The 23,119-nt window shown below is 42.8% G+C and carries 21 protein-coding genes; 19 read left to right on the forward strand and 2 right to left on the reverse strand.

The window, feature by feature from the left end:
- Positions 1-447 precede the first annotated feature (447 nt).
- Positions 448-1,287 (reverse strand): pyrroline-5-carboxylate reductase, encoded by an 840-nt coding sequence (gene proC, locus NXZ84_RS14515; protein WP_258841069.1) that lies wholly within the window; start codon positions 1,285-1,287, stop codon positions 448-450.
- Positions 1,288-1,722: 435 nt separating this feature from the next.
- On the opposite strand from proC, the gene NXZ84_RS14520 reads away from it, so the two are divergent.
- The 16 genes from NXZ84_RS14520 to NXZ84_RS14595 all read left to right on the forward strand — a co-directional run bounded on the left by NXZ84_RS14520 (position 1,723) and on the right by NXZ84_RS14595 (position 18,025).
- Complete coding sequence (locus tag NXZ84_RS14520) at positions 1,723-2,259, forward strand: DUF402 domain-containing protein (RefSeq protein WP_258841070.1); 537 nt, start codon at positions 1,723-1,725, stop codon at positions 2,257-2,259.
- A gap of 24 nt (positions 2,260-2,283) precedes the next feature.
- The gene (gene lepB, locus NXZ84_RS14525) at positions 2,284-2,811 is read left to right on the forward strand and encodes a signal peptidase I (protein ID WP_258841071.1); all 528 of its coding nucleotides are present in this window, start codon (positions 2,284-2,286) and stop codon (positions 2,809-2,811) included.
- Between the two features lie 217 nt (positions 2,812-3,028).
- Positions 3,029-3,808, forward strand: coding sequence for a GTP-sensing pleiotropic transcriptional regulator CodY (gene codY, locus NXZ84_RS14530; RefSeq protein ID WP_258841072.1), 780 nt, complete (start codon positions 3,029-3,031; stop codon positions 3,806-3,808).
- A gap of 307 nt (positions 3,809-4,115) precedes the next feature.
- Positions 4,116-5,873: an ABC transporter ATP-binding protein gene (locus NXZ84_RS14535; protein ID WP_258841104.1), complete on the forward strand. Its 1,758-nt coding sequence runs from the start codon at positions 4,116-4,118 to the stop codon at positions 5,871-5,873.
- 39 nt (positions 5,874-5,912) lie between these two features.
- Positions 5,913-6,329 carry an ATP-binding protein gene (locus NXZ84_RS14540; protein WP_258841073.1) on the forward strand — a complete coding sequence of 139 codons (417 nt, stop codon included), beginning with the start codon at positions 5,913-5,915 and terminating at the stop codon, positions 6,327-6,329.
- Between the two features lie 229 nt (positions 6,330-6,558).
- Positions 6,559-7,503, forward strand: coding sequence for a heme o synthase (gene cyoE / locus NXZ84_RS14545; RefSeq protein ID WP_258841074.1), 945 nt, complete (start codon positions 6,559-6,561; stop codon positions 7,501-7,503).
- 40 nt (positions 7,504-7,543) lie between these two features.
- Positions 7,544-8,572 carry a cytochrome c oxidase subunit II gene (coxB, locus tag NXZ84_RS14550; protein WP_309495968.1) on the forward strand — a complete coding sequence of 343 codons (1,029 nt, stop codon included), beginning with the start codon at positions 7,544-7,546 and terminating at the stop codon, positions 8,570-8,572.
- Positions 8,573-8,655: 83 nt separating this feature from the next.
- Positions 8,656-10,575, forward strand: a complete 1,920-nt coding sequence (gene ctaD, locus NXZ84_RS14555) for a cytochrome c oxidase subunit I (protein ID WP_258841075.1) — start codon at positions 8,656-8,658, stop codon at positions 10,573-10,575.
- A complete protein-coding gene (locus tag NXZ84_RS14560; RefSeq protein ID WP_309495970.1) occupies positions 10,572-11,198 on the forward strand; it encodes a cytochrome (ubi)quinol oxidase subunit III in 627 nt (208 codons plus the stop codon). The genes ctaD (NXZ84_RS14555) and NXZ84_RS14560 overlap by 4 nt, the downstream gene beginning before the upstream one ends.
- A 3-nt stretch (positions 11,199-11,201) precedes the next feature.
- Complete coding sequence (locus NXZ84_RS14565) at positions 11,202-11,513, forward strand: cytochrome C oxidase subunit IV family protein (RefSeq protein WP_258841076.1); 312 nt, start codon at positions 11,202-11,204, stop codon at positions 11,511-11,513.
- 100 nt (positions 11,514-11,613) lie between these two features.
- Positions 11,614-12,474 (forward strand): cytochrome c oxidase assembly protein, encoded by an 861-nt coding sequence (locus NXZ84_RS14570; protein WP_258841077.1) that lies wholly within the window; start codon positions 11,614-11,616, stop codon positions 12,472-12,474.
- A 150-nt stretch (positions 12,475-12,624) separates the two neighbouring features.
- Positions 12,625-13,539 carry a heme o synthase gene (gene cyoE, locus NXZ84_RS14575; protein WP_258841078.1) on the forward strand — a complete coding sequence of 305 codons (915 nt, stop codon included), beginning with the start codon at positions 12,625-12,627 and terminating at the stop codon, positions 13,537-13,539.
- 35 nt (positions 13,540-13,574) lie between these two features.
- Positions 13,575-14,588 (forward strand): cytochrome c oxidase subunit II, encoded by a 1,014-nt coding sequence (gene coxB / locus NXZ84_RS14580; RefSeq protein WP_258841079.1) that lies wholly within the window; start codon positions 13,575-13,577, stop codon positions 14,586-14,588.
- A 69-nt stretch (positions 14,589-14,657) separates the two neighbouring features.
- Positions 14,658-16,535: a cytochrome c oxidase subunit I gene (gene ctaD / locus NXZ84_RS14585; protein ID WP_258841107.1), complete on the forward strand. Its 1,878-nt coding sequence runs from the start codon at positions 14,658-14,660 to the stop codon at positions 16,533-16,535.
- A gap of 5 nt (positions 16,536-16,540) precedes the next feature.
- Entirely contained in the window at positions 16,541-17,155 is a 615-nt protein-coding gene (locus tag NXZ84_RS14590) for a cytochrome (ubi)quinol oxidase subunit III (protein WP_258841108.1), read from the forward strand.
- Between the two features lie 12 nt (positions 17,156-17,167).
- On the forward strand, positions 17,168-18,025 hold the full coding sequence (locus tag NXZ84_RS14595; protein WP_258841080.1) for a cytochrome c oxidase assembly protein: 858 nt from the start codon (positions 17,168-17,170) through the stop codon (positions 18,023-18,025).
- A 91-nt stretch (positions 18,026-18,116) separates the two neighbouring features.
- On the opposite strand, the gene NXZ84_RS14600 is transcribed toward NXZ84_RS14595, so the two are convergent.
- A complete protein-coding gene (locus tag NXZ84_RS14600; RefSeq protein WP_258841081.1) occupies positions 18,117-18,395 on the reverse strand; it encodes a cytochrome C oxidase subunit IV family protein in 279 nt (92 codons plus the stop codon).
- Positions 18,396-18,667: 272 nt separating this feature from the next.
- Between NXZ84_RS14600 and NXZ84_RS14605 the strand changes: the two genes are divergently transcribed.
- From NXZ84_RS14605 to NXZ84_RS14615, 3 genes are all read left to right on the forward strand, one after another.
- Positions 18,668-19,318 (forward strand): SCO family protein, encoded by a 651-nt coding sequence (locus tag NXZ84_RS14605; RefSeq protein ID WP_258841082.1) that lies wholly within the window; start codon positions 18,668-18,670, stop codon positions 19,316-19,318.
- A gap of 189 nt (positions 19,319-19,507) precedes the next feature.
- A complete protein-coding gene (locus tag NXZ84_RS14610; protein ID WP_258841083.1) occupies positions 19,508-21,193 on the forward strand; it encodes a hypothetical protein in 1,686 nt (561 codons plus the stop codon).
- Between the two features lie 290 nt (positions 21,194-21,483).
- On the forward strand, positions 21,484-22,968 hold the full coding sequence (locus NXZ84_RS14615; protein WP_258841084.1) for a hypothetical protein: 1,485 nt from the start codon (positions 21,484-21,486) through the stop codon (positions 22,966-22,968).
- Positions 22,969-23,119 lie beyond the last annotated feature (151 nt).

Below are 23,119 nucleotides of genomic sequence, written 5' to 3' on the forward strand. Positions count from 1 at the left end.
ACACGATCGTTAAGCCCTCCCGCGCCGATGGTACTTGGGACGCAGGTCCCTGGAAGAGTAGGTCGTCGCCAGGCTACATAAACAAACAAAGCCCTCACTTTAATCGAAGTGAGGGCTTTGTTTTTATAAGGAATGTAAAAGTATCGAAGTAGCCTGATTCCTATTAGGAAGTCAGGCTACTTCATTTACTTTAAAGAGACCATTGTCCTGACAAATACAAGCAAGCACCCAGTATAGCTTAGCCAGCCTGTGCTGAGTGGTTGAAGTTCGTATGAGGAGGCTACGTCACCAAAAAATGATTCTGTCGATAACTGCTAGTGAGGAGGCTCTCACAAGAGCGTACAGGATGTTTTCGTCTTTGCCTAAACATTTAGTAGGAACCCCCTCATTTGAGTTGTCTAGCTTGATCTTGTCCTGCTGTGTACAGTAGAAAAGTATTCTTTCTATCTATTGAGATGCTTTTGTCTCTAAGCTATGCCCGAGCTCTTGTGCCCGTTGCTTCGCTCGTAATACGGCTTCTTGTAAAACTTCTTTCCATTGCTTCTCTTCTAATGTTGCTATCCCTGCTTCGGTTGTTCCACCAGGCGAGGTTACTTGCTTGCGGAGTGTTTCAGGTGATTCATCAGCCTGTTCTAACATGTGCGCGGCTCCTAACAGCGTTTGTATCGTCAGTGTGCGTGCTACATCTGGATCCAAACCTACTTGTGTACCGGCTTCAGTCAACGCTTCCGCCACATAATAGATATAGGCAGGTCCGCTTCCTGAGAGTGCTGTCACCGCATCCATCTGTTCCTCTTCTATCTGGATGACGGAACCGATGGAAGTGAGAAGAGCTTCTGTATACTGTAGGTCCCGAGCAGAAGACCAGCTTCCCTTACAGATGGCTGTGGCAGATAGTCCGATCGAGCTGGACGTATTGGGCATGACGCGAATGACAGGGAGGCGGTAGGGAAGAGCCTTTTCAATGACAGAGGTATGCACACCAGCGGCAACGGAGATGATTCTTTGATGTTCTTGTAAATAAGGTTTCCAAGTCTTAATAGCATCAGAAATATCTGCAGGCTTTACCGCGAGAATGAGGGTATCAGCACTTTGAACGGCTTCTGCTTGCTCCCATGTCTCTTCAATTTGATGCGCCTGACAAAGACGTTGCAATTTCTCTTTATTAGAGCGATTGATGATACGCACATCCGTAGGAAGAATGACTCCCTTTTTTAAAAAGCCTTGGAGCAGGGCATTGGTTATTGCACCCGCGCCTATAAAACAGATGATGTTGTTTTGTTCCATTGTTCATGCTCCTTTTCAACACAAAAAACCCTTATTCGTATAAGGACGAAAGAGGGTTTTCTTCCGCGGTACCACCTTGGTTGGCACATTTGAGGTGCCCGGCTCAGCTGCGCTTTAGATCCGCATTCCTTGATAACGGAGAGTACTCCGGTGCGGCTTTGTCACCGACCGCTGTTGTAGGGTGGGTTCCGATTTCCTCTGTGGTAAACCTTCCAGCCACTGGGTTTACTCTCTGTTATACATAGATAGGAATCGTACTGGTCCTAGTCATCGCGTTTAGACCATCACAATTGTTATTTTTATAATTATGCATCTGTATAAGAAAGATGTCAAGAGATGATAACTTAAATATTATGTCTTTTCTTGTTTTAAAACTCTTTCGTTTTGGAAATAAAAGATAAGGGAGAGGAAAGGCTAGTGATGATGAGGTGATTGATGATGGAGCAGCCCGATGTAGGAGAGCAGGTAGGAATATCAAGTATGAAAAATGATAAAAGTCTATTCCGAATATGGGAAGATTCTGTTGTACTACATAGAGGTGAACCTTTGGTAGTAGCAAAGAAAAATATGAGGGTGACGGAGAAGAACGGCCAGCAGCAATGGGCAACAGAAGGATTGGCGATCGGCTTTTTTTCTCAAACCCAGTGGTACCATATCTGGCTTATGTTTAAAAACTCCGATCATTATCATTTTGTTGCTCATGTCGGCTCTCCATATAGCTACATAGATCAGAAGATTACTTATGTTGACTATGATGTAAGTGTGCTTGTAACGAAAGGATACCAGTATCGCTTCGTGGAGCAGGATGAGTTTTTACTCAATCGGGAGAGGCTTCACTATTCACCAGAGATCGTAGAACAAGTAAAAACTGCTTCTTATCAGCTTGAAATCGCCATTCTAACCCGTGAGCCGCCTTTTTCTGACAAGAGCGTGCAAGCGTGGGTTCATCAATATTTTCTTCAGAAACAATAACATGCAGGAGTGGGACGATGGGTTATGATCAAAATGGGAAGAAAAACGTTACCGTGGGTTCGCTCGCTCTTCTTTGCATCGCTGCTGGCTTTATTGGTTAATCAATTTGGATTTGTTCTCTCTGTGGTGAATGGTTATTCAATGGAACCGACACTGGAGGATGGGGATCGCTTGTTGGTTAACAAATTAGCGATGGTAGTAGATTCCCCTGAGTTGGGAGATGTGATTACCTTCGAAGATCCGGGGAAAGAAAACCGTTATCTTGTTAAACGTGTGGTTGGGTTACCAGGGGATCGTATAGAGGGTAAAAATGGAAGGGTATATCGCAATAATAAACCCTTGCGAGAACGGTATGTAGAGAGTACATTAGAAGATGGGGATTTCGGACCGATTGTTGTACAAGCAGGTACACTGTTTGTGTTGGGGGATAACCGGACACAGAATGCAAGTCGCGATAGTCGCTATGAAAGTGTCGGCTTAGTGCCCATGGATAAAGTGGATGGTAAAGTGATGCTGATTTTATGGCGACCATCACTCGCGGCATCATTATAAAAGGTTGACGGGGGACGCTACAAAATTTGGAATACTGAAAACTGTCAAAAACCGTTCACAAATTGGTTTTCCGACAAGCATTTTCATCCCGCATAATAGGAATGGATGGGGACTTGTCTATTATAAAACCAATAGTGTCCCAGCGCCACCCCCACCGGCCCATGTAATTTTTGCAATAACAACACACGAGAAACAATTTGAATTGGGGGATTTTAACATGGATTTGCTTAATAAAACGCGTCGTATCTCGCGTATCCTACAAAAAAACGTAGGACATCACTTGGTGGATTTTGACGAAGTTGCACAAGCATTATGCGATGTAATCGGAGCAAACATCTATGTGGTGACACCAGAAGGCAAGATTCTTGGACTGGCTGTTAACCATGAGATTGAAAATACACGCATGGAGAAGTATCTGAAAGAACGTCAATTCCCGCAAGAATACGCTACATTGTTGATGGAGGTTAGCAAAACTTCATCCAACCTAGCAGTGGATAGTCCATATACGGCATATCCAACAGAAATGAAAGATATGTTCCGTACAGGCTTTACAACTTTGGTTCCGATTATTGGTGGTGGGGATCACTTGGGCACATTGGTTCTCTCCCGCTTAAATGATCAATTTGTCGATGATGACTTGATTTTGGGTGAGTATGGCGCAACCGTAGTTGGAATGGAAGTTCTGCGTGAACGTGCGGGACAAATTGAAGAAGAGGCACGTAGTCGTGCAGTGGTACAGTTGGCAATCAACTCACTCTCGTTTAGTGAATTAGAAGCTGCTGAGCACATTTTCAAAGAATTGGATGGTCATGAGGGCTTGCTGGTTGCAAGTAAGATCGCTGACCGTGTGGGAATTACTCGCTCTGTCATCGTAAATGCACTTCGTAAGCTAGAAAGTGCTGGTGTAGTGGAATCACGCTCCTTAGGCATGAAGGGAACGTATATCAAAATCCTTAATCCACGTCTGCTGCCAGCATTGGAAAAAGCACGTCACTAAAAAAGTGAAAAAGCTAATCTCTCTTTTAAGAGGGGTTAGCTTTTTTGTTTTTTTCTTTTCCAGCAATGAGAAGTGGTTGAGTCTGGTATAATGATAAGGGTAGTTGTTTACGCACGTAGCGAAAAATCATAGTTGGCGGTCTTTTATGTACAAAATGCCCTATATATGTAAAAGGGATTAAGTACGCCTCAGATCAAACTTACTATTGTGGACATAGTGGTTATACAGTGGGGTGAATCATCGAACAATAACAGCCTTAAAAATGCTGAAATGCTTGCTTTAGCAGGAGTTGAGTCAATTGGACAGTATGAAACGATATATACGATTTGTGCGTCCGTATCGTAAAGAAATTGTAGTTACGATGATCATTGGAGTGTTTAAGTTTGGTATCCCTCTATTACTTCCTTTACTCTTAAAGGTGGTAATGGATGACTATCTATTAAGTGATATGCCAGCAGCAGAGAAGATCAATAGTTTACTCTGGTTGATGGGTGGAGCTCTCTTTCTTTTTACAGTGGTACGATTACCGATTGAATATTTTCGACAATATTTCGCGCAATGGACAGCAAGCAAAGTATTGTACGATATACGAAATCAATTGTTCGATCACATACAACGATTATCTTTGCGCTACTATCATAACCAAAAAGTGGGGCAAATCATTTCCCGGGTAATTCACGATGTAGAACAAACCAAGGAGTTTGTTGTTACTGGATTGATGAATATATGGCTCGACCTAACAACTTTGTCGATTGCAGTCGCAATTATGTTATGGTTAGATCCATGGATGACCTTGGTTTCGTTAGCAGTCTTCCCACTCTATGGTGTGGCGGTGAAGTATTTTTATCAAGGGTTGCGCTGGCGAACAAAAGAACGTTCACAAGCGCTTGCTGAAATGCAGGGTCACCTGCATGAACGGGTACAAGGCATTTCTGTTGTTCGCGCTTTTAATCTGGAAAAGTACGAAAACAATCAGTTTGAGAAGCGAAATCAGACGTATTTAAATAAAGCACTATCGCAATCAAGATGGAACGCACAAACGTTTGCTGTTGTAAATACCATCACCGATCTTGCTCCCCTTTTGGTGATTACCTTTTCCGCTTACCAGGTAATTCAAGGGAATTTATCTATCGGGGAAATGACGGCATTCTATGGTTATATGGGGCTTATCTATGCTCCAGTGCGTCGATTGGTCAACTCATCAACTACATTGACACAATCACTAGCTTCTATGGATCGGATGTTTGAGTTTATTGACGAACAGGTGGATATCCGTGATCATCCTGATGCGAAAGTGATAAAGAACTCTAAAGGTGACATCACATTAAAGCAAGTCTCGTTTCGTTATAGTAAGAGTAGCCCTTGGATCTTAAAAGAGATTAATATGCAGATGAAACCGGGCAGTACAGTCGCTCTTGTCGGTCCTAGTGGCGGTGGGAAATCATCGCTGGTTTCCCTCATCCCCCGTTTTTACGATGTAGAGAAAGGGCATGTATGTTTGGATGGTATCGACATTAAAAAGGTTTCCCAAAAGAGCTTGCGCGACCACATAGGCATGGTGTTGCAAGATAATATTCTTTTTAGTGGATCGATCATTGATAATATACGAATGGGTAAGACCGATGCAACGGAAGAAGAGGTTATAACTGCAGCACAAAAAGCTAACGCACATGACTTTATTATGAGTTTACCCAATCAGTATGCAACAGAGATAGGCGAGCGAGGTGTAAAGCTATCTGGAGGACAAAAACAGCGAGTTGCCATTGCACGTGTTTTTCTTAAAGATCCTGCAATCCTTATTTTAGATGAAGCGACGTCGGCACTAGATTTACAATCAGAACACCTGATTCAAGAGTCACTAGCGCGCCTCAGTGAGGATCGGACGACCATACTGGTTGCTCATCGCTTATCCACGATAACACATGCTAACTGTATCTATTACATTGATCAGGGTGAAGTGTTAGAGTTTGGTACTCATGAAGAATTGATGTCATCAAATGGGCGGTACGCACAATTATATAATATTCAAAATATAGACGGAGCCCAAACATCCATGTCTCGGTAACGATCATGGAGAGCTTGGTACGGGTGGAGGCGAAAAGCAATGCCACAGCATTTTCGGGTTAATTACGAATGGGACGTGGTAGCCATTCGTAAAGAAGTGAGGGAATTTGCGCGCGAAATTGGGTTTGATGAATTGGATCAGACACGCATTGTTCAATCGGTTTCGGAACTAGCGCGTAATATCGTTCATCACGCAGACGAAGGAACCATCTCGATTGAGAAAATCGAACAAGAGGGTAAGTATGGCTTACAAATACGGGTGCAAGACTGTGGGCCTGGCATTGGGGATATCGAGGAACTGATGCGGAAAATCCTGTCGCCTATTAACATGGAAGCATCAGGGCTTCTGCACGTGAAAGAGTTGATGGATAACTTTATTATCCGAGAAGAAGGAGAAGGAACTATTGTTGAAGTTGTCAAATGGCTTGAAATGACAAGCACGGCCACAGACGCCTAAGCACAGTGGATGGTTGACTGCAAGTGCAGACAAGCTATGGCTTCCTTTTTGTTGACATCTTATGAACCTTTTCTGCTATACCTTGACGCTTCAGATTGCGTTCAACTAAAATATATGTGATCATGAACCGTTTACGTTTCAATAGAGACCTTTGATGTCGTTAAGTCATCTGTATTTCTGTTGGAGCAGGCTTATTGTTATACGATACCACTGGAAAGGAGGGCAAGCCGTGGAACGACCACTTATACAAGACTCTACCACTCCCTTACTTGCAAGCGAGGGTGTTGGAAAGAAGGGTGAAACAGGTTTGATTGCGGATCTTTGGACCTTGACCAAACCAGGCATCAACGTTTCTAACTCCTTTGCTATGCTGACCGGCTTCTGGTTAGCCGGTCCAGGATTTCAAGATATCGGACTTTTACTGTTTACGCTGCTTGGTACCGCACTGGTGATTGCAGGTGGGTGTACGTTAAACAACTTTATTGACCGTGATATTGATCCATTGATGGACCGCACACGAACGAGGCCAATTCCAGGTGGGCGAATTACTCCTGCATTGGCATTTTGGTTTGGTACCCTATGCACCGTGTTGGGTTTAAGCGTGCTCGTAATATTGGTCAATCCAATGGCGGCCATGTTGTCGTTAGTTGGCTTCGTGGTATATGTATTCATATACTCACTCTGGCTAAAACGGACTACGACACTCAATACAGTGGTTGGTAGTATATCAGGAGCTGTTCCACCGATGATTGGTTGGGTTGCGTTGACAGGAACCTTGGATCTACCTGCATGGATCTTATTTTTGATTATGTTTCTTTGGCAGCCACCTCACTTTTTCGCGATTGCTATGCGGAAAGTGGATGATTATCGAGCTGCAGGAATACCGATGTTACCTGTAGTCAAAGGATTTAAAGAAACCAAATGGCAAACTCTTGGTTTCGTCCTACTGCTAGTTCCAGCTTCGTTGATGTTATTTTTTACTGGCGTGGTGAGCTGGATCTATTTAACAGTAGCAGGTGTATTAGGTCTCTTCTATATCATCTTCGCCGTGCAAGGTATCTTTACGAATGATGATCAGGGATGGGCAAGGAAAATGTTTATTTACTCGCTAATCTATCTAACTGGGTTACAGATAGTGATGTTGATTGATGCGACAGGCCCTTTCTCTTCATAACCCATAAGTAGGAAAGTATTTGATAGAAAGAGAGGTTAGAATGGTGATGATTAGGCGTCGGAGTTGGTTTAAATTACCACTCATCTTTGGCTTGTTGATGCTCGTGCTATCGGGGTGTTCAGATATTGATACACTCTCTACCCTGAAGCCGGCGGGACCAGATGCGAAAGAGCAACTAAACATGATGTACCTCAGTCTTGGAATAATGGTTATTGTTGTTGCGATCGTATTTGCGATTTTCACTTATGTTTTATTGAAATATCGTAGAAAGCCAGGACAGACAGAAATTCCGAAGCAAGTGGAAGGAAACCATAAGTTAGAAATTATATGGACGGTTATTCCGATTATTTTACTGGCCATTCTTGCTGTTCCAACGGTGAGCTCAATATTCAATCTCGCAGAAAAACCAGCAGAGGGAGAAGATGTGATCAATATCCGTGTGACCGGACATCAATATTGGTGGGAGTTTGAATATACCGATCTCGATATTCGCACCTCACAAGATTTATATATTCCAGTAGGAAAAGAAGTGCAGTTGGAGTTAACTTCTGATGATGTTATTCATGCATTCTGGGTTCCAAGCTTGGCGGGGAAACAAGATGCTACTCCAGGCAAGATTACACCTCTTCGGATTGAAGCGGAACGTGCCGGGACGTTCCAAGGGAAGTGTGCTGAGCTGTGTGGAGCATCACATGCGCTTATGGACTTTAATGTTGTAGCAACTGAAGAAGGTGAATTTGATGAATGGGTTGCCAACATGCAAAATCCAGAGTCAGAGCCGCAAACGGAACTAGCTGAACAAGGAAAAGAATTATTCTCTCAAAGTTGTATGGGTTGTCATGCTGTTCGTGGAACGGATTTCAAAACAGAAGGAATGTCTGCTCCTGACTTGACTGGATTTGGTGAGCGCAGTTCGATCGCTGGTGTTTTGGATCATGATGAAGAAGCTTTAAAAGAATGGTTAGAAGATCCAGAGGCAGTGAAACCAGAGACGATTATGCCTGGCTTTGACCATTTTACAGATGAACAAATGGACGCTATGAGCGAATACTTATTAAATCTAAAGTAAGATCGGAAGACGAGATAAAACCAGTGAAATGAGCGACTTGGATAGAGCGTGTCATTGATCACTGGAACAAGGGGAGGGATACCATGGCTACGTTTATAATTGTTACCGTACTAGTCTTATTTCTAGTTGCGATTTGGACAGGTGGTTACGACAATAACTTCCTCCAACGCGTACGCGGTAGCCAGGCGTGGGACTGGATAACAACAGTTGACCATAAGAAGATCGGTATTATGTATCTTGCAGCAGGTACGGTCTTCTTAGTGATTGGTGGAATTGAAGCGCTTCTCATGCGGATGCAGCTTATCATTCCTAATAACGATTTCCTGTCGGGAGATTTGTTTAACCAACTACTCACAATGCATGGCACGACTATGATATTCTTAGCGGCAATGCCGTTATTATTTGGTTTAATGAACTATATTGTGCCGTTACAAATCGGGGCACGTGACGTTTCATTCCCATTTTTAAATGCGCTAGGGTTCTGGTTATTCCTAGCAGGGGGAACTTTGCTTAACTTAAGTTGGTTTTTCGGTGGTGCACCGGATGCGGGTTGGACGAACTACGCACCTATTGCACTTAACGATTACAGCACAGGACCTGGAATTGACTTCTACGTTCTTGGACTTCAGATTTCAGGTATCGGAACGACCATGGGTGGGATTAACCTGATCGCTACGATCATCAATATGCGTGCACCTGGTATGAGCTTTTTCCGAATGCCGATGTTTACGTGGACGACTTTCATTGCATCTGCATTGATCTTGTTCGCATTTCCGGCGCTAACGATTGGACTGGCGCTGATGATGTTTGACCGCCTCTTTGGCACAGCTTTTTTCGATGCAACACGAGGTGGGGATTCGGTAATCTGGGAGCATCTGTTCTGGATCTTTGGTCATCCCGAAGTGTATATCGTAATTCTACCTGCATTTGGAATTATGTCGGATATTATTAGCACCTTTTCACGCAAGCGTTTGTTTGGGTACAGTTCAATGGTATTTGCAACCTCGCTTATCGGATTCTTAGGCTTTATGGTGTGGGTGCACCACATGTTTACAGTAGGTTTAGGGCCGATGACGAACTCAATTTTTGCTGTCGCTACGATGGCAATTGCGGTACCGACAGGAATTAAGGTGTTTAACTGGTTATTTACCCTGTGGGGTGGACAGATTCGTTTTACAGCGGCGATGGTATGGGCACTTGGTTTTATTCCCACTTTTGTGTTGGGTGGGGTAACTGGGGTGATGTTGGCCGTTGTACCCGCTGACTTCCAGTTCCACGATACCTATTTTGTTGTTGCTCACTTCCACTATGTACTCATCGGTGGTACTGTATTTGGTCTCTTCGCAGGAGGCTACTACTGGTGGCCGCGGATGTTTGGTAAAAAACTTAGCGAAAAGCTAGGCTTATGGCACTTCTGGCTATTTTTTGCCGGTTTCCATATGACTTTCTTCCCACAACATTTCCTCGGTGTTTTCGGAATGCCGCGTCGGGTATTTACTTATCAGGCCAACGAAGGAATGGATGCGATTAACTTTGTTAGCACCATTGGCGCTTTTGCGATGGCTCTTGGTACGATTATATTTGTTTACAATATTTATCGTACAACGCGCTTTGCAGAAAAAGCACCAGCAGATGCATGGGATGATGGGCGTACATTGGAATGGGTAATTCCTAATCCAACCCCAGAGTATAACTTTGCTCAATTACCACGTGTTCGTTCTAATGATCCACTATGGGCAGAAAAAATGGCAGGAAATAAAACAGTGGAAGCAGCAGAACCACTCGGTCCCATTCATATGCCGTCTGCTTCCTATGTGCCTGCACTAATGTCGCTCGGTTTCTTTATCGCAGGATTTGGCTTTATCTTGCGCGCAAATGAAATTGGTGCGCTCGGATTAGTAGTCGTGGTGATTGCGATGTTTATGCGTTCCTTCGATCAAGACCATGGTTATCATATTGAACAAGAAGAGGTAGAACGTGTGGAGAAGGAGGCGAGAGCATGAGTCAACTAGATCCAAATTTGGATATGTCACCAAAGATGCCAGATACGATCGAGTTTTCTACCATGGAAGGTAAAAACAAGATCTTAGGATTTTGGCTGTTACTGGGAGCTGAGACTGTTCTCTTTGCTTGCTTGTTCGGAGTTTATCTCGCTTTAAACGGAAGTACTGCAGGCGGACCTTCAGCCGAAGAGTTGTTTAGTCTGCCACTCGTCGGAGTAGCCACGTTCTTGCTATTGTTTAGTAGTTTAACCAGTGTGCTTGGGATTATTGGTATGCATCGTAATAACCTCAAGTCGATGTTGTTCTGGTTCGGAGTTACAGTTCTTTTAGGCTGGGGCTTTCTTGGTCTGGAGATCTACGAGTTTTACCACTATGTACATGAAGGACTAACTTTGTCCGGCAGTGCTTTCGGTTCTGCATTTTACGTGTTGTTAGGCACACACGGAGGCCACGTTTTATTTGGTTCTATTTGGATTTGCACACTAATGTTTCAGGCGCGTAAACAAGGAATCAATTCCTTTACTGCACCTAAATTTTACGTGGCCAGTCTCTACTGGCACTTTGTTGACGTAGTCTGGGTGTTTATCTTTACGGTTGTTTATTTGATGGGGAAGGTGGGGTAATCGATGGCAAAAGTAGAATCTGCTACGAATAGTGTCAGCAGTCATGCGGGTAGTGGAGAAGAGAAAAAGCAAATCTTATCCTTCGCTATTATGATCCTTTTGACAGTGGTCGCCTTTGCGATCGTGATGTTGGAGATAGTTCCAGCAGCGCTAATCATTCCCATTATCTTGTTTTTAGCAGTGATTCAAGTGTTTTTACAGCTCTTTACCTTTATGCATTTGAACCAAAAGGGAAGTGCGGCTGCGATTATCTTTATCTCTACTGGAATGTTTGTGGCTATTATCTCTGCTGTTGGGATAATGATTTTGAAGTAATGGATTCTTACAGGTCCCCGTCCTCTTTTCTAATAAAGGGGAGGGGGATTGCTTTTATAACTGTGTGAGATTTGAAGGAGAACAGAAGGGGGGAGAAAAAATGGCAGGCAATCCTTTTTTTGCTCAGTTTACCTATCTAGAGAATTGGGATGTGGTGTATAGTCTTATCTTAGTGGTAATTGGTATAGGTTATTTGTATTTAGTAGGCCCGTATCGAGTCTCTAATGGGAAAGAAGTTGTCGAAGGGGAAAAGAAGTTCTACTTTATATTAGGGCTATGGGTCTATTATATGGCACAAGGAAGTCCTCTTGCCATGATGGGACATGAGTTGTTTAGTGTTCATATGTTGCAGATGTCCTTATTGTATTTGGTGGTGCCCCCACTCATCTTAGCTGGGTTACCAGCATGGGTAGTGCGACCAATTGTAACACATCGCTTGATCAAGCCAGTGTTTCGCTTTTTCACGTCTCCATTAATTGCCTTGGTTTTATTTAATGGATTCATCTCTATTTATCATTTTCCATTTATCTTTGACAGTGTGATGTCGAGCAGCTTGCTCCATGTTATCTCCCATCTTCTATTGTTACTTGCATCATTTGCTATGTGGTGGCCACTTTTGTGTCCTATACCAGAATTGGATCGCCTGAGTGGTTTACAAAAGATGGGTTACATCTTTGCAGATGGCGTACTCCTTACCCCAGCATGTGCTATGTTAATTTTTGCAGGTACGCTCCTATATGATTCGTATCAGGGTTCACATGTGTTTCCAATGGTAGAGACTCTTGCTGACCAACAGTTGGGTGGCGTAATCATGAAGATCATGCAGGAAATCTCTTATGGAATTGTATTGGGTACTGTTTTCTTTCAATGGGTGGCAAAAGAGAAAGTGAAAAATGAAAAGGAGAAGATTGTTAAGCGAGACGAGTCTAATGAATACTCTTTTCAATCTACCTCTCTCTAGTCAAATAGGGCGTTAGTGATCGTTTAAAGAAACCCCTACTGTCATAAAGGACAAGTTCCTTTTTATGATAGTAGGGGTTTTTATTTGGATATTTATCCGTCAGGTTGAAAAGAATAGCAGTTGATGACCCGGTGAAAAGGAGTGAAGTGTTTGGATAAAACTTTTCCACAGGCGTCCCAGGGCCTGTCAGTCTCTGTCCCTTCGAATCGAGCTAGCTGGGGCGATTTCATAGAATTAACCAAACCGGGGATCAATCTCTCCAACTTGATTGCCGTATTTACGGGCTATTGGCTAGCAACTAGTGGAAATATCCAGGGTTGGACATTGGGCTTCACCTTACTAGGAGCTGCACTTGTGATTGCAGGTGGTTGTATATGTAATAACGTTATTGATCGCGATATTGACCCACTGATGTTTCGTACTAGTGAACGGGCAGTTGCGTGTGGGCGAATCTCGGTTGCGCTTGCGCTTACGATTGCTATAGGGATGACGATTACTGGATTGATCGTTCTTTGGAAGTGTGCTCACCCACTTGCTGCACTTCTAGCCTTACTCGGTTTTGTCGTCTATGTCGGGATATACAGTGCATGGTTAAAGCGAACGCATTGGAGTAATACCATCATTGGTGGTATGGCCGGGGCAGTTCCGCCAATGATTGGGTATGCAGCAGATGCAGGAAAGCTAGATGGTGTCGCGTGGGGATTATGCCTGCTCTTATTGTTGTGGCAGCCTCCGCATTTTTACGCCCTTTCCATGCGAAGAGTTAAAGAGTATCGTCAGGCAGGCATACCAATGCTTCCTGTAATCAAGGGCTTTTTATCAACAAAACGGCAAATCCTTCTCTTTGTAATCTTATTGTGGTTAGCCAGTTTAATGATGGCTTGGTCAACGGCATTGGGTAGTTTTTACCTGGGTGGGGCGCTTGTTTTGGGTGGTATCTATCTGTTTCTAGCTAGTAAAGGTTTTTTTACACAGGAAACAAGCAAGTGGGCACGTGTGATGTTTCGTTATTCGCTCTACTATTTGTTAGGGATATTTATCACAATTATTATTGATGTGTTGTAAGTAATGAGATGTATGTTGATCGGAGGAGGAAGGGGATGCGTCAAATGAAGAAGTGGCTCGTTCTTCTGTGTTCATTCTTAGGAATCAGTGTTAGCGCAGGTTGTACAGATGCGAACTTGTCCGTGCTAGACCCTGCTGGACCCGTAGCAGAAGAACAGTTATGGCTGATGAAATTAAGTATAGCGATTATGGTAGTTGTCTTTCTGGTCGTATCGGTCGTCTTTGTCTATGTGGTGATCCGTTATCGAGAAAAACCAGGTGATACTTCGATTCCAAAACAGGTGGAAGGCAGCACGATACTGGAGTTGACGTGGACCATTATCCCAATCATTTTGCTGGTGATATTATCTATACCGGCTTTTCGAATTACGTTCTCCCAAACAGAGATACCACCTAAAGAAGAGTCGATTACGATCAACGTGATCGGTCATCAGTATTGGTGGGAGTATATCTATCCTGATCAGGATATTCGATCCTCACAGGATCTTCATATCCCTACTGGGAAAAAAGTGAATCTAGTGCTTAGATCAGATGATGTTATTCATTCGTATTGGGCACCTAACCTGGGGGGAAAGCAGAATGTAATTCCAGGAAAAGACGTCCCTCTTGTCTTGCAGGCGGATAAGCCTGGTATTTATAAGGGAAAGTGTGGGAAAATATGTGGCTCTGGACATGCATTAATGAACTTTCGCGTAGTCGCACAGACGCCTGCGGAGTTTGATAGCTGGGTTCAAGGGATGAAAAACCCAAAGTCTAAAGCAACTTCTGAAAAAGCAGCGTTGGGTGAAACCTTGTTTAGTCAAAATTGTATGGGTTGTCATGCTGTAAGTGGAGGAGGCTTTAAGTCACAAGGCGTGGTAGGTCCCGATTTGACTGGTTTTAGTCAGCGTCTCCTGGTGGCAGGAGTAGTGGAAAATAACCGGGAAAATTTAGGGCTTTGGCTTGAAAATCCACAGTCAATCAAGCCGGGCAATCGTATGCCTGCATTTGAATTTCTAACAGATGAACAGCGGGATGGCTTGATTGAGTATTTGATGAACCTGAAATAGGAGGCGAACGATGAAGTGGCGACATTAATTATTGTCATCGTGTTGTTATTGTTCCTCACAGCGATTTTTTTGGGAGGATATAATTTCCGCCCTACAGAGCGGTTTGATGGCAGTACGATATGGGATTGGTTGACGACAGTCGATCATAAAAAAATCGGGATACTCTATGTCGGGTCAGGACTTATCTTTTTTCTGATTGGAGGCGTGGAGGCGCTCCTTATTCGACTACAGTTAATTGTGCCTGATTCGGGATTTGTAACACCCGAAACATATAACCAGCTGATGACTATGCATGGAACCACCATGATTTTCTTGGTGGCGATGCCCCTGTTGATTGGAATAATGAATTATGCGATGCCGCTACAGATTGGAGCGCGCGATGTTGCATTTCCGTTTTTAAACTCCCTTGGGTTTTGGCTCTTCTTCGTGGGTGGGTTGTTACTAAACTTAAGTTGGTTCTTTGGAGGAGCTCCAGATGCAGGTTGGTCTTCCTATACATCCTTAGCCCTTAACGATTACAGTCCTGGACCTGGGGTGGATTATTATGTGCTCGGATTGCAAATCTCGGGGATTGGTTCGTTGATTGGGGGAATCAACTTTATCGTTACGATTGTAAATATGCGGGCACCTGGTATGACGTATTTACGGATGCCACTTTTTACTTGGACCACTTTTGTTACTTCGGCACTGCTTCTCTTTGCGATTCCGCCGTTGACAGTGGCGCTCCTTTTGCTCATGCTGGATCGCTTGTTTGGAACGGGCTTCTTCTCCGTTGCTCTGGGAGGTGAAGTGGTCATTTGGGAACACTTATTCTGGATTTTTGGTCATCCGGAAGTGTATCTCGTGGTTTTACCTGTATTTGGTGTATTTTCAGATGTGATCAGTGCATTTTCCAAGAAAACCTTGTTTGGATACTTGTCTATGGTATTTGCGACGGTATTGATTGGCTTCATCGCCTTCATGGTATGGGTTCATCATATGTTTACAGACGGACTGGGTGCGATGGCCAACACGATTTTTGGAATTGCGACCATGGCAATTGCGGTACCGACAGGGATTAAAATATTTAACTGGCTGTTTACAATGTGGGGAGGTAAGATTCGTTTTACGACAGCGATGTTGTTTTCAGTCGCCTTCATCCCTACTTTTGTCATGGGAGGAGTTACAGGAGTGATGTTGGCAGTTGTTCCAGCAGACTGGCAATTTCACGATTCTTACTTCGTGGTGGCTCACTTCCACTATGTATTGTTAGGGGCAACTGTGTTGGGCCTGTTCTCCGCTCTATATTACTGGTGGCCCAAAATGACCGGGAAGTTATTAAATGAAACATGGGGAAAGTGGCATTTTTGGCTCTTCCTCTTTGGTTTTCATCTCACCTTTTTGCCGCAGCATTTTCTGGGTCTGTACGGGATGCCACGACGAGTGTACACATATGAATCCAGTCCGATGGTTGACAACATCAACATGATTAGTACGATTGGTTCGCTGGGAATGACATTGGGGACGATTTTTTTCCTCTACAATATTGTTGTAACACAGAAGCGTGGTCAACGAGCGGGTGCTGATCCATGGGATGGGCGAACATTGGAGTGGACTATTCCTTCACCGACACCGGAGTATAACTTTGCTCAGTTGCCGTTAGTGGAAAGCTATGATCCATTGTGGGAAGCAAAAATGAATGGGGATGGTAAAGTCCCTGCAGCTGAACCACTCGGGTCCATTCATATGCCTTCCTCTAGTTATCTTCCGCTCTTTATCTCTATTGGAATGTTTGTTGCAGGCTATGCTTTGATTCTTCATTCCTATTTTGTCGCTGTGATTGGAATGATTGTTGTCTTTGCTGTAATGGGAGTGCGTTCATTTGAAGTTGATCATGGATATCACCTTGAGGCGGAAGAATTAACAGGCTCATCTAATTTGAGTGGGAAAGGGGTTCATGGTCGATGAGTGTGATGAAGTTGTCTAAGCAAGATATGGATCCATCAATACGGTTGGAGACAGCTACTTTGGAAGGGAAAAATAAGATATTGGGTTTTTGGCTGTTTCTAGCGGCGGAGACGGTTTTGTTCTCCTGTTTATTTGGTACTTACCTCGCTCTACGAACGCATGCTAATGGTGGACCTACTACACAGGAACTTTTTCAACTACCCTTGGTAGCGATTGCTACGTTTATCCTATTGACGAGTAGTTTGACCAGCGTGTTGGGAATCGTGGCTATGCACAAACATGATGTGAATCGGTGTTTTAACTGGTTGTTCGTGACGGTCTTGTTTGGTCTTTCCTTTCTAGGGCTGGAGATCTACGAGTTCGCACATTATATTCATGAGGGCTTAACCATGTCAACGAGTGCATTTGGTTCTTCCTTCTATACATTAGTAGGAACCCATGGTTCTCATGTGCTCTTTGGTTCCATCTGGATCTCATTTATTTTGATCCAACTAAAGTCGCGCGGACTTAATACGGATACCGCTCCCAAAGTGTATGTTGCAAGCCTTTACTGGCACTTTGTCGATGTAGTATGGGTGTTTATCTTTACTTTGGTATATTTATTGGGAACGTTGGAGTAGGGGGAAGTAGCAATGACTTCGGTTGAGGTATGGCGGCAATTTTTAATGCCAGGTATGTGGGATCTACGTCTCAATCTTTTGCTCTTCCTGGTTGGTTTAGGGTTAACGATTCAGATGGTAATGGAAAGACGAAAGCCGGTGTGGGAGCGAAAAATTTCCGGAATGGAGGTAGCCTTCTCTCTAACTGCCCTTCTCCTCTTTTATATGGCGGAAGGGAGCCCCATTAAAGTGATTGGACATGAGTTGTTTAGCTTTCATATGGTAGAGATGTCTATGCTATATCTCGTGTTACCTCCATTTATCCTATTAGGTGTTCCGAAAAAAAGCTGGCGCTCTTTATGGAATAGGGGTGGTACTCGCCTTGTCATGCAGATGGGTACGCACCCGATTATATCACTCATTCTTTTTCACGCCTTTCTTTCTTTGTATCATGTACCATTAATATTTGAGCAAGTGATGGCAGTACCACTACTTCATGCTAGCGCCCACCTGATTTTGTTGTTGACAGCCATGTTGATGTGGTGGCCAATCATCTGCCCTATATCAGAGCTGGATCGCCTAAGTGAGATTCAAAAAGTAGGGTATATCTTTGCTGCTTCGGTTCTATTAACGCCGGCGTGTGCTTTGATTATTTTTTCACAACACCTGCTCTTTCCTTCTTATATGGGTTCATCGGTTTTTGCTGATGTAGTGGCGTTGGATGATCAACAATTGGGCGGAGTTTTAATGAAAGTGATTCAGGAGATTGCGTACGGATCTGCGCTCGGATATGTGTTTTTTTCATGGGCACGTAAAGAACGAGCACGAGATCGGAAAGAAGAAAGTTTACGTCAAAAAAACGTCCGCCGCGATCCCTATCCCAAAATGTAGATTTTTATCGTTGTTAAAGTAAGAGAAGATGGAGCAGAAGAAATCCCTATCCTGCACTAGGATAGGGATTTCTGGGTGAAAGGATGGAAGGTTATTTAAAGTACATGAGTGAAAAGGCGATAATAATACTGAAGAGAAAGCCAGTGAGAATAAAAATACGCTGCATCTGACTCCCTTTTTCATTGAGGTGCATAAACGTATACAACTGAAAAAAAACCTGGACCCAAGCAAGCACAAAGATCGTCCAAAAAATCCATGTGATGCTCAAGTTTTTAGTTGCAACGATTAAAAAGGACGCAACAGTTAAACCTAACATAATAAAGAAAGAGAAAATAAGCTTACCACTACTCGCTGAAGATGTATCTGCCATCTCTACTGTTCACTCCTGAAAAAAGAGGTTCGTTTTTAAGTATGTGTAACCAAAGAGACAAGTATCCGTCAGTGGCAATGTTTTATCTAATTAAAATATGGATATGACTCCATTCTGTTTGTCATCGTCAAACAATCGCCAAATCTTATGCATGAAAGTCGTTGCAACGAATGGGGTGGGTCGGTACACTCGAAAGAGAAGATTTATGATATAACATTAACCTTAATGGGAAGTAAGGTAGATAAATACGATGGAAGTAAAGGAGTGAAGTGATGCGAAAGGCGATCATTTTAACGAGTATCATTTTGATTATGGCAGCTGTCATTATGATTGCATTTGCCAATATAACAGCGCCCGACAAGCCGGTGGTAGAGAAGAAAGAAACAGAAGAACCGGTACAAGAGGAAGCGCTTAACTGGGAGGTTCCGGCTTTCTCATTAACTAATCAGATGGGGGAGACGGTTTCGTTAACTGATTTCAAGGGGAAAGTATGGCTTGCCAACATGGTGTTTACGCGTTGCCCAGATGTATGCCCTCCAATGACTAGCAAAATGAGTGGTGTACAGCAAACACTGAAGGAGAAAGGGTTGGATGTGGAAATTGTCTCATTCAGTGTCGATCCTGAGTATGATCAACCGAAACAGTTGCAAGAGTTTATTGAAAAGAATGGAGTAGACACAAGTAACTGGTCTTTTCTCACCAATGAAGGCGATTATGAAAAAATGAAATCCTTTTTAACCAGCACCTTTCGCTCAGCTGTGGAGAAACAAGAAACAGGTTCAGAGGATCTACCTGTTCTTGTTAGTCACTCGACCAATTTCTTCTTAGTCAACAAAGAAGGTAAGATTGTGGATCACTATGATAACCTGGATCCAGAAACAGAAGAAGTGATCCGTGCAGTGGAAAAACTGAAAAATAAGTGATAAATGAACCTCAGATTGTGTGCCCTAGTGTCAAGGCAATCTGGGGTTTTCTATTATATATATAATGTGTCTAAATATTGAACTTAATAAAAATTGGTAGAAAAATGGACTAAAAAATATGGTAACTCTCGAAATACTATATGTAAGGTTAAGGGATACATATAGATATATTTAGAGGGGGAAACAGTAGTGTTTAAACGTAGTATTGCAATCATGATGGCAGTCATGATGCTATTTACTCTCGCCATACCGTCGGTATTTGCTACCACGGAAGAGGCGAAATTGAAGGTTGCAGTAAACAACGATGGAACGATCACCGGAACTTTTGATAAGACAGTAAAAGAAGCAGAGGGTGTCTGGATAGTACGTGTAACGAGTGACGAAAAAGATTTGCGTATGCAAGAAGTGTCTCAAATCAAAGATATAAAAGGCATGTTGGATATGATGTCGGCTAGCGAAAATGTAGAAATTAGTGGAGATGTCGATAACACAACCACAGGTACTAGTTATACGTCTACTCAAAAGTTCGCTGAGCTTAATAAAGAAGGGAAACATTATATCCATATCAGCTTTGCGGGTCAAATTAATGGAGAAGAAACCGTTCGTCATTCTGAAATTCTTCCGTATGAAATGAAGCTTAACGAAAAAAAGAATGATGACGAAAAAAAGAAAGATGATGGGAAAAAGATCGACGCAGAAACCTTAATCCAAGCAAAAGTAAATGAAGAAGGTACAGTTACTGCCTCGTTTGTCGACTCTGTGCAAACAGCAAACGGTCGTTGGGCTGTCCGTGTAGCTCCTGACCTTGAAACACTCTGGTTAGAAGAAACCTATCAAGAGAATAATTTACTGCTGGATAACCTGCCAAGCGGAATGGCAACAGAGTTTTCTGCTACAGGACTGACTGAACTTTCCTATACTACTATTAAGACGTTTAACGAGTTTAATATAGTAGGTAAATACTATGTTCAGGTCACTTTCGGAGGAACTGTTAATGGTGAAACCGGAGTGATTCATTCTGAGCCAATGATGTATGAAGTAAAACAGAAGGAAAACGAGGAGAAAAGGGATCATAACTTCAGCATTTCAGCGGACCACGAATGGGATGAGGGTGTGTTTTACCTTTATGCCAACGTAATGGATCTCAATGCTGATCAAGTTGAAGAAGGTGAGTTTACCTTTGAAATAGAAGGCCTAGAGACAAAAAAAGTGAAGCTGGATGGAATGAGTGGTTCAGTTGAGTATGCCCTTAATAATGAGTTGATGGAGGGTACAAAGTATAATGCTCATATCACCTTTAAGGGTGTAGTCGATGGTAAAGAAGTGGAAGAGGAGACCTCATATGCATTTGGTGTTCAGGGTTTAAAAATCTCCTATGAGAAAAAAGATGGAAAGCATGTTTTTGCAGGTGAATTGTTAGAGGCGATCGGTGCTGAGGGTGACTGGTACATGGTGATCGCGGATGCAGAGACGAAAGAGGTAGTTGAGCAATATGAGCTATTAGATGCAGAGGGAATCAAGCAGGAAAATATTGTGGAAGAGTTGTCTCATGGGAAGTATGTAGCAGGTATGTACTTTGAAGGTCAAACCGAAGATGAATATGAAAACCTATGGGACGTTACCCATTACAGTGAAGTTGAATTCGAAGTATCGAAAAAAGGGGTAGAAATTATCCCTGAGAAAGAAGAGAAGTCAACGATTGTAACGGATTTAAAAGAAAAAGAAGAAATTAAAGAGCAGTTGAAAGGCGGTAAGTTGCCGAGCACTGCTACGGAAGAACCAAAAGGGATGTTGTATGGATTAATCGCAGCTGCATTAGGATTGTTTGTTCTTGGATTTGTATTTCGTAAGAAAATTGTAGGGATGTTCCGTTAAGATAGCAGTTAAATATACATGTAAGACTGGCTTTTTAGCCGGTCTTTTTTTGAGTGCGCTTGGCATGGGCGCGATCTATAGTGTGAAAGTCATGAAGCCATTCCGGTCTACTTGATTGGAGAGTCAGTCTATCATAAATGTGACTAAAATGTGAACATCATTTAAGATTGATAGAAAAGTGAACTAAAATTAATAGAAAAGTGAACTAAAAATCTTAGTATCTCTCGAAATACTATTATGTAAGGCTAAGGGATTAATATACTATATAGGTTTACTAGGGGGAAACAGTAGTGTTTAAACGTATAGTTGCATCTATGATGGCAATCATGATGCTATTTGCACTTGCCATCCCGTCTGCGTATGCGACTGCGGGAGAGGCAAAAATTGAAGTGACGGTTACAGAGGATAAAGTAGTAGCTCAATTGGCTACCGTAACGGGAGCTAGTGGGGTATGGTCACTCTCCGTAGCTGACAAAGAAGATGTTGAAGGATCTGTTCTTCAAACTTCTACAGAGGTTGGCGCGACAGAATACACTTTTGAAAATGTCGAAGAGTTAAAAGCAGCAGGTACGCACTATGTAACGGTTACATTTGCGGGAACTGTAGACGGCTTAGCAACAACACTTAACTCGGCTGTGACGGAAGTAAAGGGAGAAGTTAGTGCAGGAGAAGGTTCATCTGATGAGGAGAACCAAGATCCAACTGAAAACACTAACACCACTAACACGGATGAAACCACAACTGAGAACACTGATGGGGTAGTAGAAGAAGAGACCACCGCTACAGAAGAGGTAAAAGAAGAAGCAAAGGAAAAGAAGCTTCATATCTCCGCTAGTAGTGAAGAAATAATTGCTACTAAAGAGTGGGAAGATGAAGAGACCGGTGAAGTATTCGAGTATACGGATGCTGTCGCGCGGGTAAATGCACAGCTAGACGGAATTGGTGAAAACAAAAAAGGTAAGACGAAGAAAGTAAAAGGAACATGGACATTTGAAATTGATGGAAAGCCAGTGCAAACTGTAAAATCGACCAAAGATGGGAAAGGATTTGCGGATTACACTCTTTGGTATGAGGAAGATGACTTCTTTTTGCAAAGTGGACAAACCGTCAATGTTAAGATCTCGTTTGATGGTAAAGTAGGTGGCAAGAAAAAGTCGGAGTCGATCGACTATGAACTCGTATTACGTGATGTGATGGCTAGTTACGATTACGCAAACGGAAAAAACATTGTAACGGGTGAATTGCTAGAGTCCAAATCAGCAGCAGGCGATTGGCTATTTGAACTTATCAGAGTAGATGTAGCCGAAGGATTTGATGAGTTAATTGAAAATGGTGCTTCTGAAGAAGAGATTGATGAGTACTATGAAAAGTACTTTACTGAAGATGCCTATAAGCTTGTTACTTATGAGGGTGTAGAAGGCTTGACGAAGTCCCATGAGTTTGGAAATTTAGAAGAAGGAAGTTATATTTCTTATGTTAGATTTGACGGCACGATTGATGGCAAAAAAGCATCATATATAAATGTTGTTGAATTTGATATTGAAGGAAAAAAAGGAACAGAAGTTCCAAAGGGTGAAGATGAAGAAGTAGTAAAAATTGATCCGAAACAAGATGGAGATACGATTGTAGAACAAGTAGCAAAAGGCGGTAAATTACCAAGCACTGCTACAGAAGAACCGAAGGGGATGTTGTACGGTTTGATTGCAGCTGCTCTTGGTTTGATGGTTCTTGGCTTTGTGTTCCGCAAGAAGCTCGTTTCTATGTTTCGTTCATAGAGCTAAATAGAAGAGCAAAGAAGTAAAGAAAGAACCGGCCCAGAGGCGTGTGATTTCGCTGTGGCCGGTCTTTTTTTTCCAAAAATCGGGGCTGAAAATTAGAGTAAAAGTGTACTAAAAATTTGCTTCCCCTTCGAAAATATAATATAGG

The sequence above is a fragment of the Mechercharimyces sp. CAU 1602 genome, assembly GCF_024753565.1.
Classification (GTDB): Bacteria; Bacillota; Bacilli; order Thermoactinomycetales; family JANTPT01; genus Mechercharimyces.

Excerpts from the sequence above, each read along its gene's own strand:
- lepB (WP_258841071.1), top strand. The coding sequence starts at position 2,284 with ATGATCAAAATGGGAAGAAAAACGTTACCGTGGGTTCGCTCGCTCTTC.
- coxB (WP_309495968.1), top strand. The coding sequence starts at position 7,544 with ATGGTGATGATTAGGCGTCGGAGTTGGTTTAAATTACCACTCATCTTT.
- coxB (WP_258841079.1), top strand. The coding sequence starts at position 13,575 with ATGCGTCAAATGAAGAAGTGGCTCGTTCTTCTGTGTTCATTCTTAGGA.
- NXZ84_RS14600 (WP_258841081.1), bottom strand. The coding sequence starts at position 18,395 with ATGGCAGATACATCTTCAGCGAGTAGTGGTAAGCTTATTTTCTCTTTC.
- ctaD (WP_258841075.1), top strand. The coding sequence starts at position 8,656 with ATGGCTACGTTTATAATTGTTACCGTACTAGTCTTATTTCTAGTTGCG.
- NXZ84_RS14590 (WP_258841108.1), top strand. The coding sequence starts at position 16,541 with ATGAAGTTGTCTAAGCAAGATATGGATCCATCAATACGGTTGGAGACA.
- codY (WP_258841072.1), top strand. The coding sequence starts at position 3,029 with ATGGATTTGCTTAATAAAACGCGTCGTATCTCGCGTATCCTACAAAAA.
- NXZ84_RS14565 (WP_258841076.1), top strand. The coding sequence starts at position 11,202 with ATGGCAAAAGTAGAATCTGCTACGAATAGTGTCAGCAGTCATGCGGGT.
- NXZ84_RS14540 (WP_258841073.1), top strand. The coding sequence starts at position 5,913 with ATGCCACAGCATTTTCGGGTTAATTACGAATGGGACGTGGTAGCCATT.
- proC (WP_258841069.1), bottom strand. The coding sequence starts at position 1,287 with ATGGAACAAAACAACATCATCTGTTTTATAGGCGCGGGTGCAATAACC.
- NXZ84_RS14520 (WP_258841070.1), top strand. The coding sequence starts at position 1,723 with ATGATGGAGCAGCCCGATGTAGGAGAGCAGGTAGGAATATCAAGTATG.
- NXZ84_RS14595 (WP_258841080.1), top strand. The coding sequence starts at position 17,168 with ATGACTTCGGTTGAGGTATGGCGGCAATTTTTAATGCCAGGTATGTGG.
- NXZ84_RS14570 (WP_258841077.1), top strand. The coding sequence starts at position 11,614 with ATGGCAGGCAATCCTTTTTTTGCTCAGTTTACCTATCTAGAGAATTGG.
- NXZ84_RS14535 (WP_258841104.1), top strand. The coding sequence starts at position 4,116 with ATGAAACGATATATACGATTTGTGCGTCCGTATCGTAAAGAAATTGTA.
- NXZ84_RS14605 (WP_258841082.1), top strand. The coding sequence starts at position 18,668 with ATGCGAAAGGCGATCATTTTAACGAGTATCATTTTGATTATGGCAGCT.
- NXZ84_RS14560 (WP_309495970.1), top strand. The coding sequence starts at position 10,572 with ATGAGTCAACTAGATCCAAATTTGGATATGTCACCAAAGATGCCAGAT.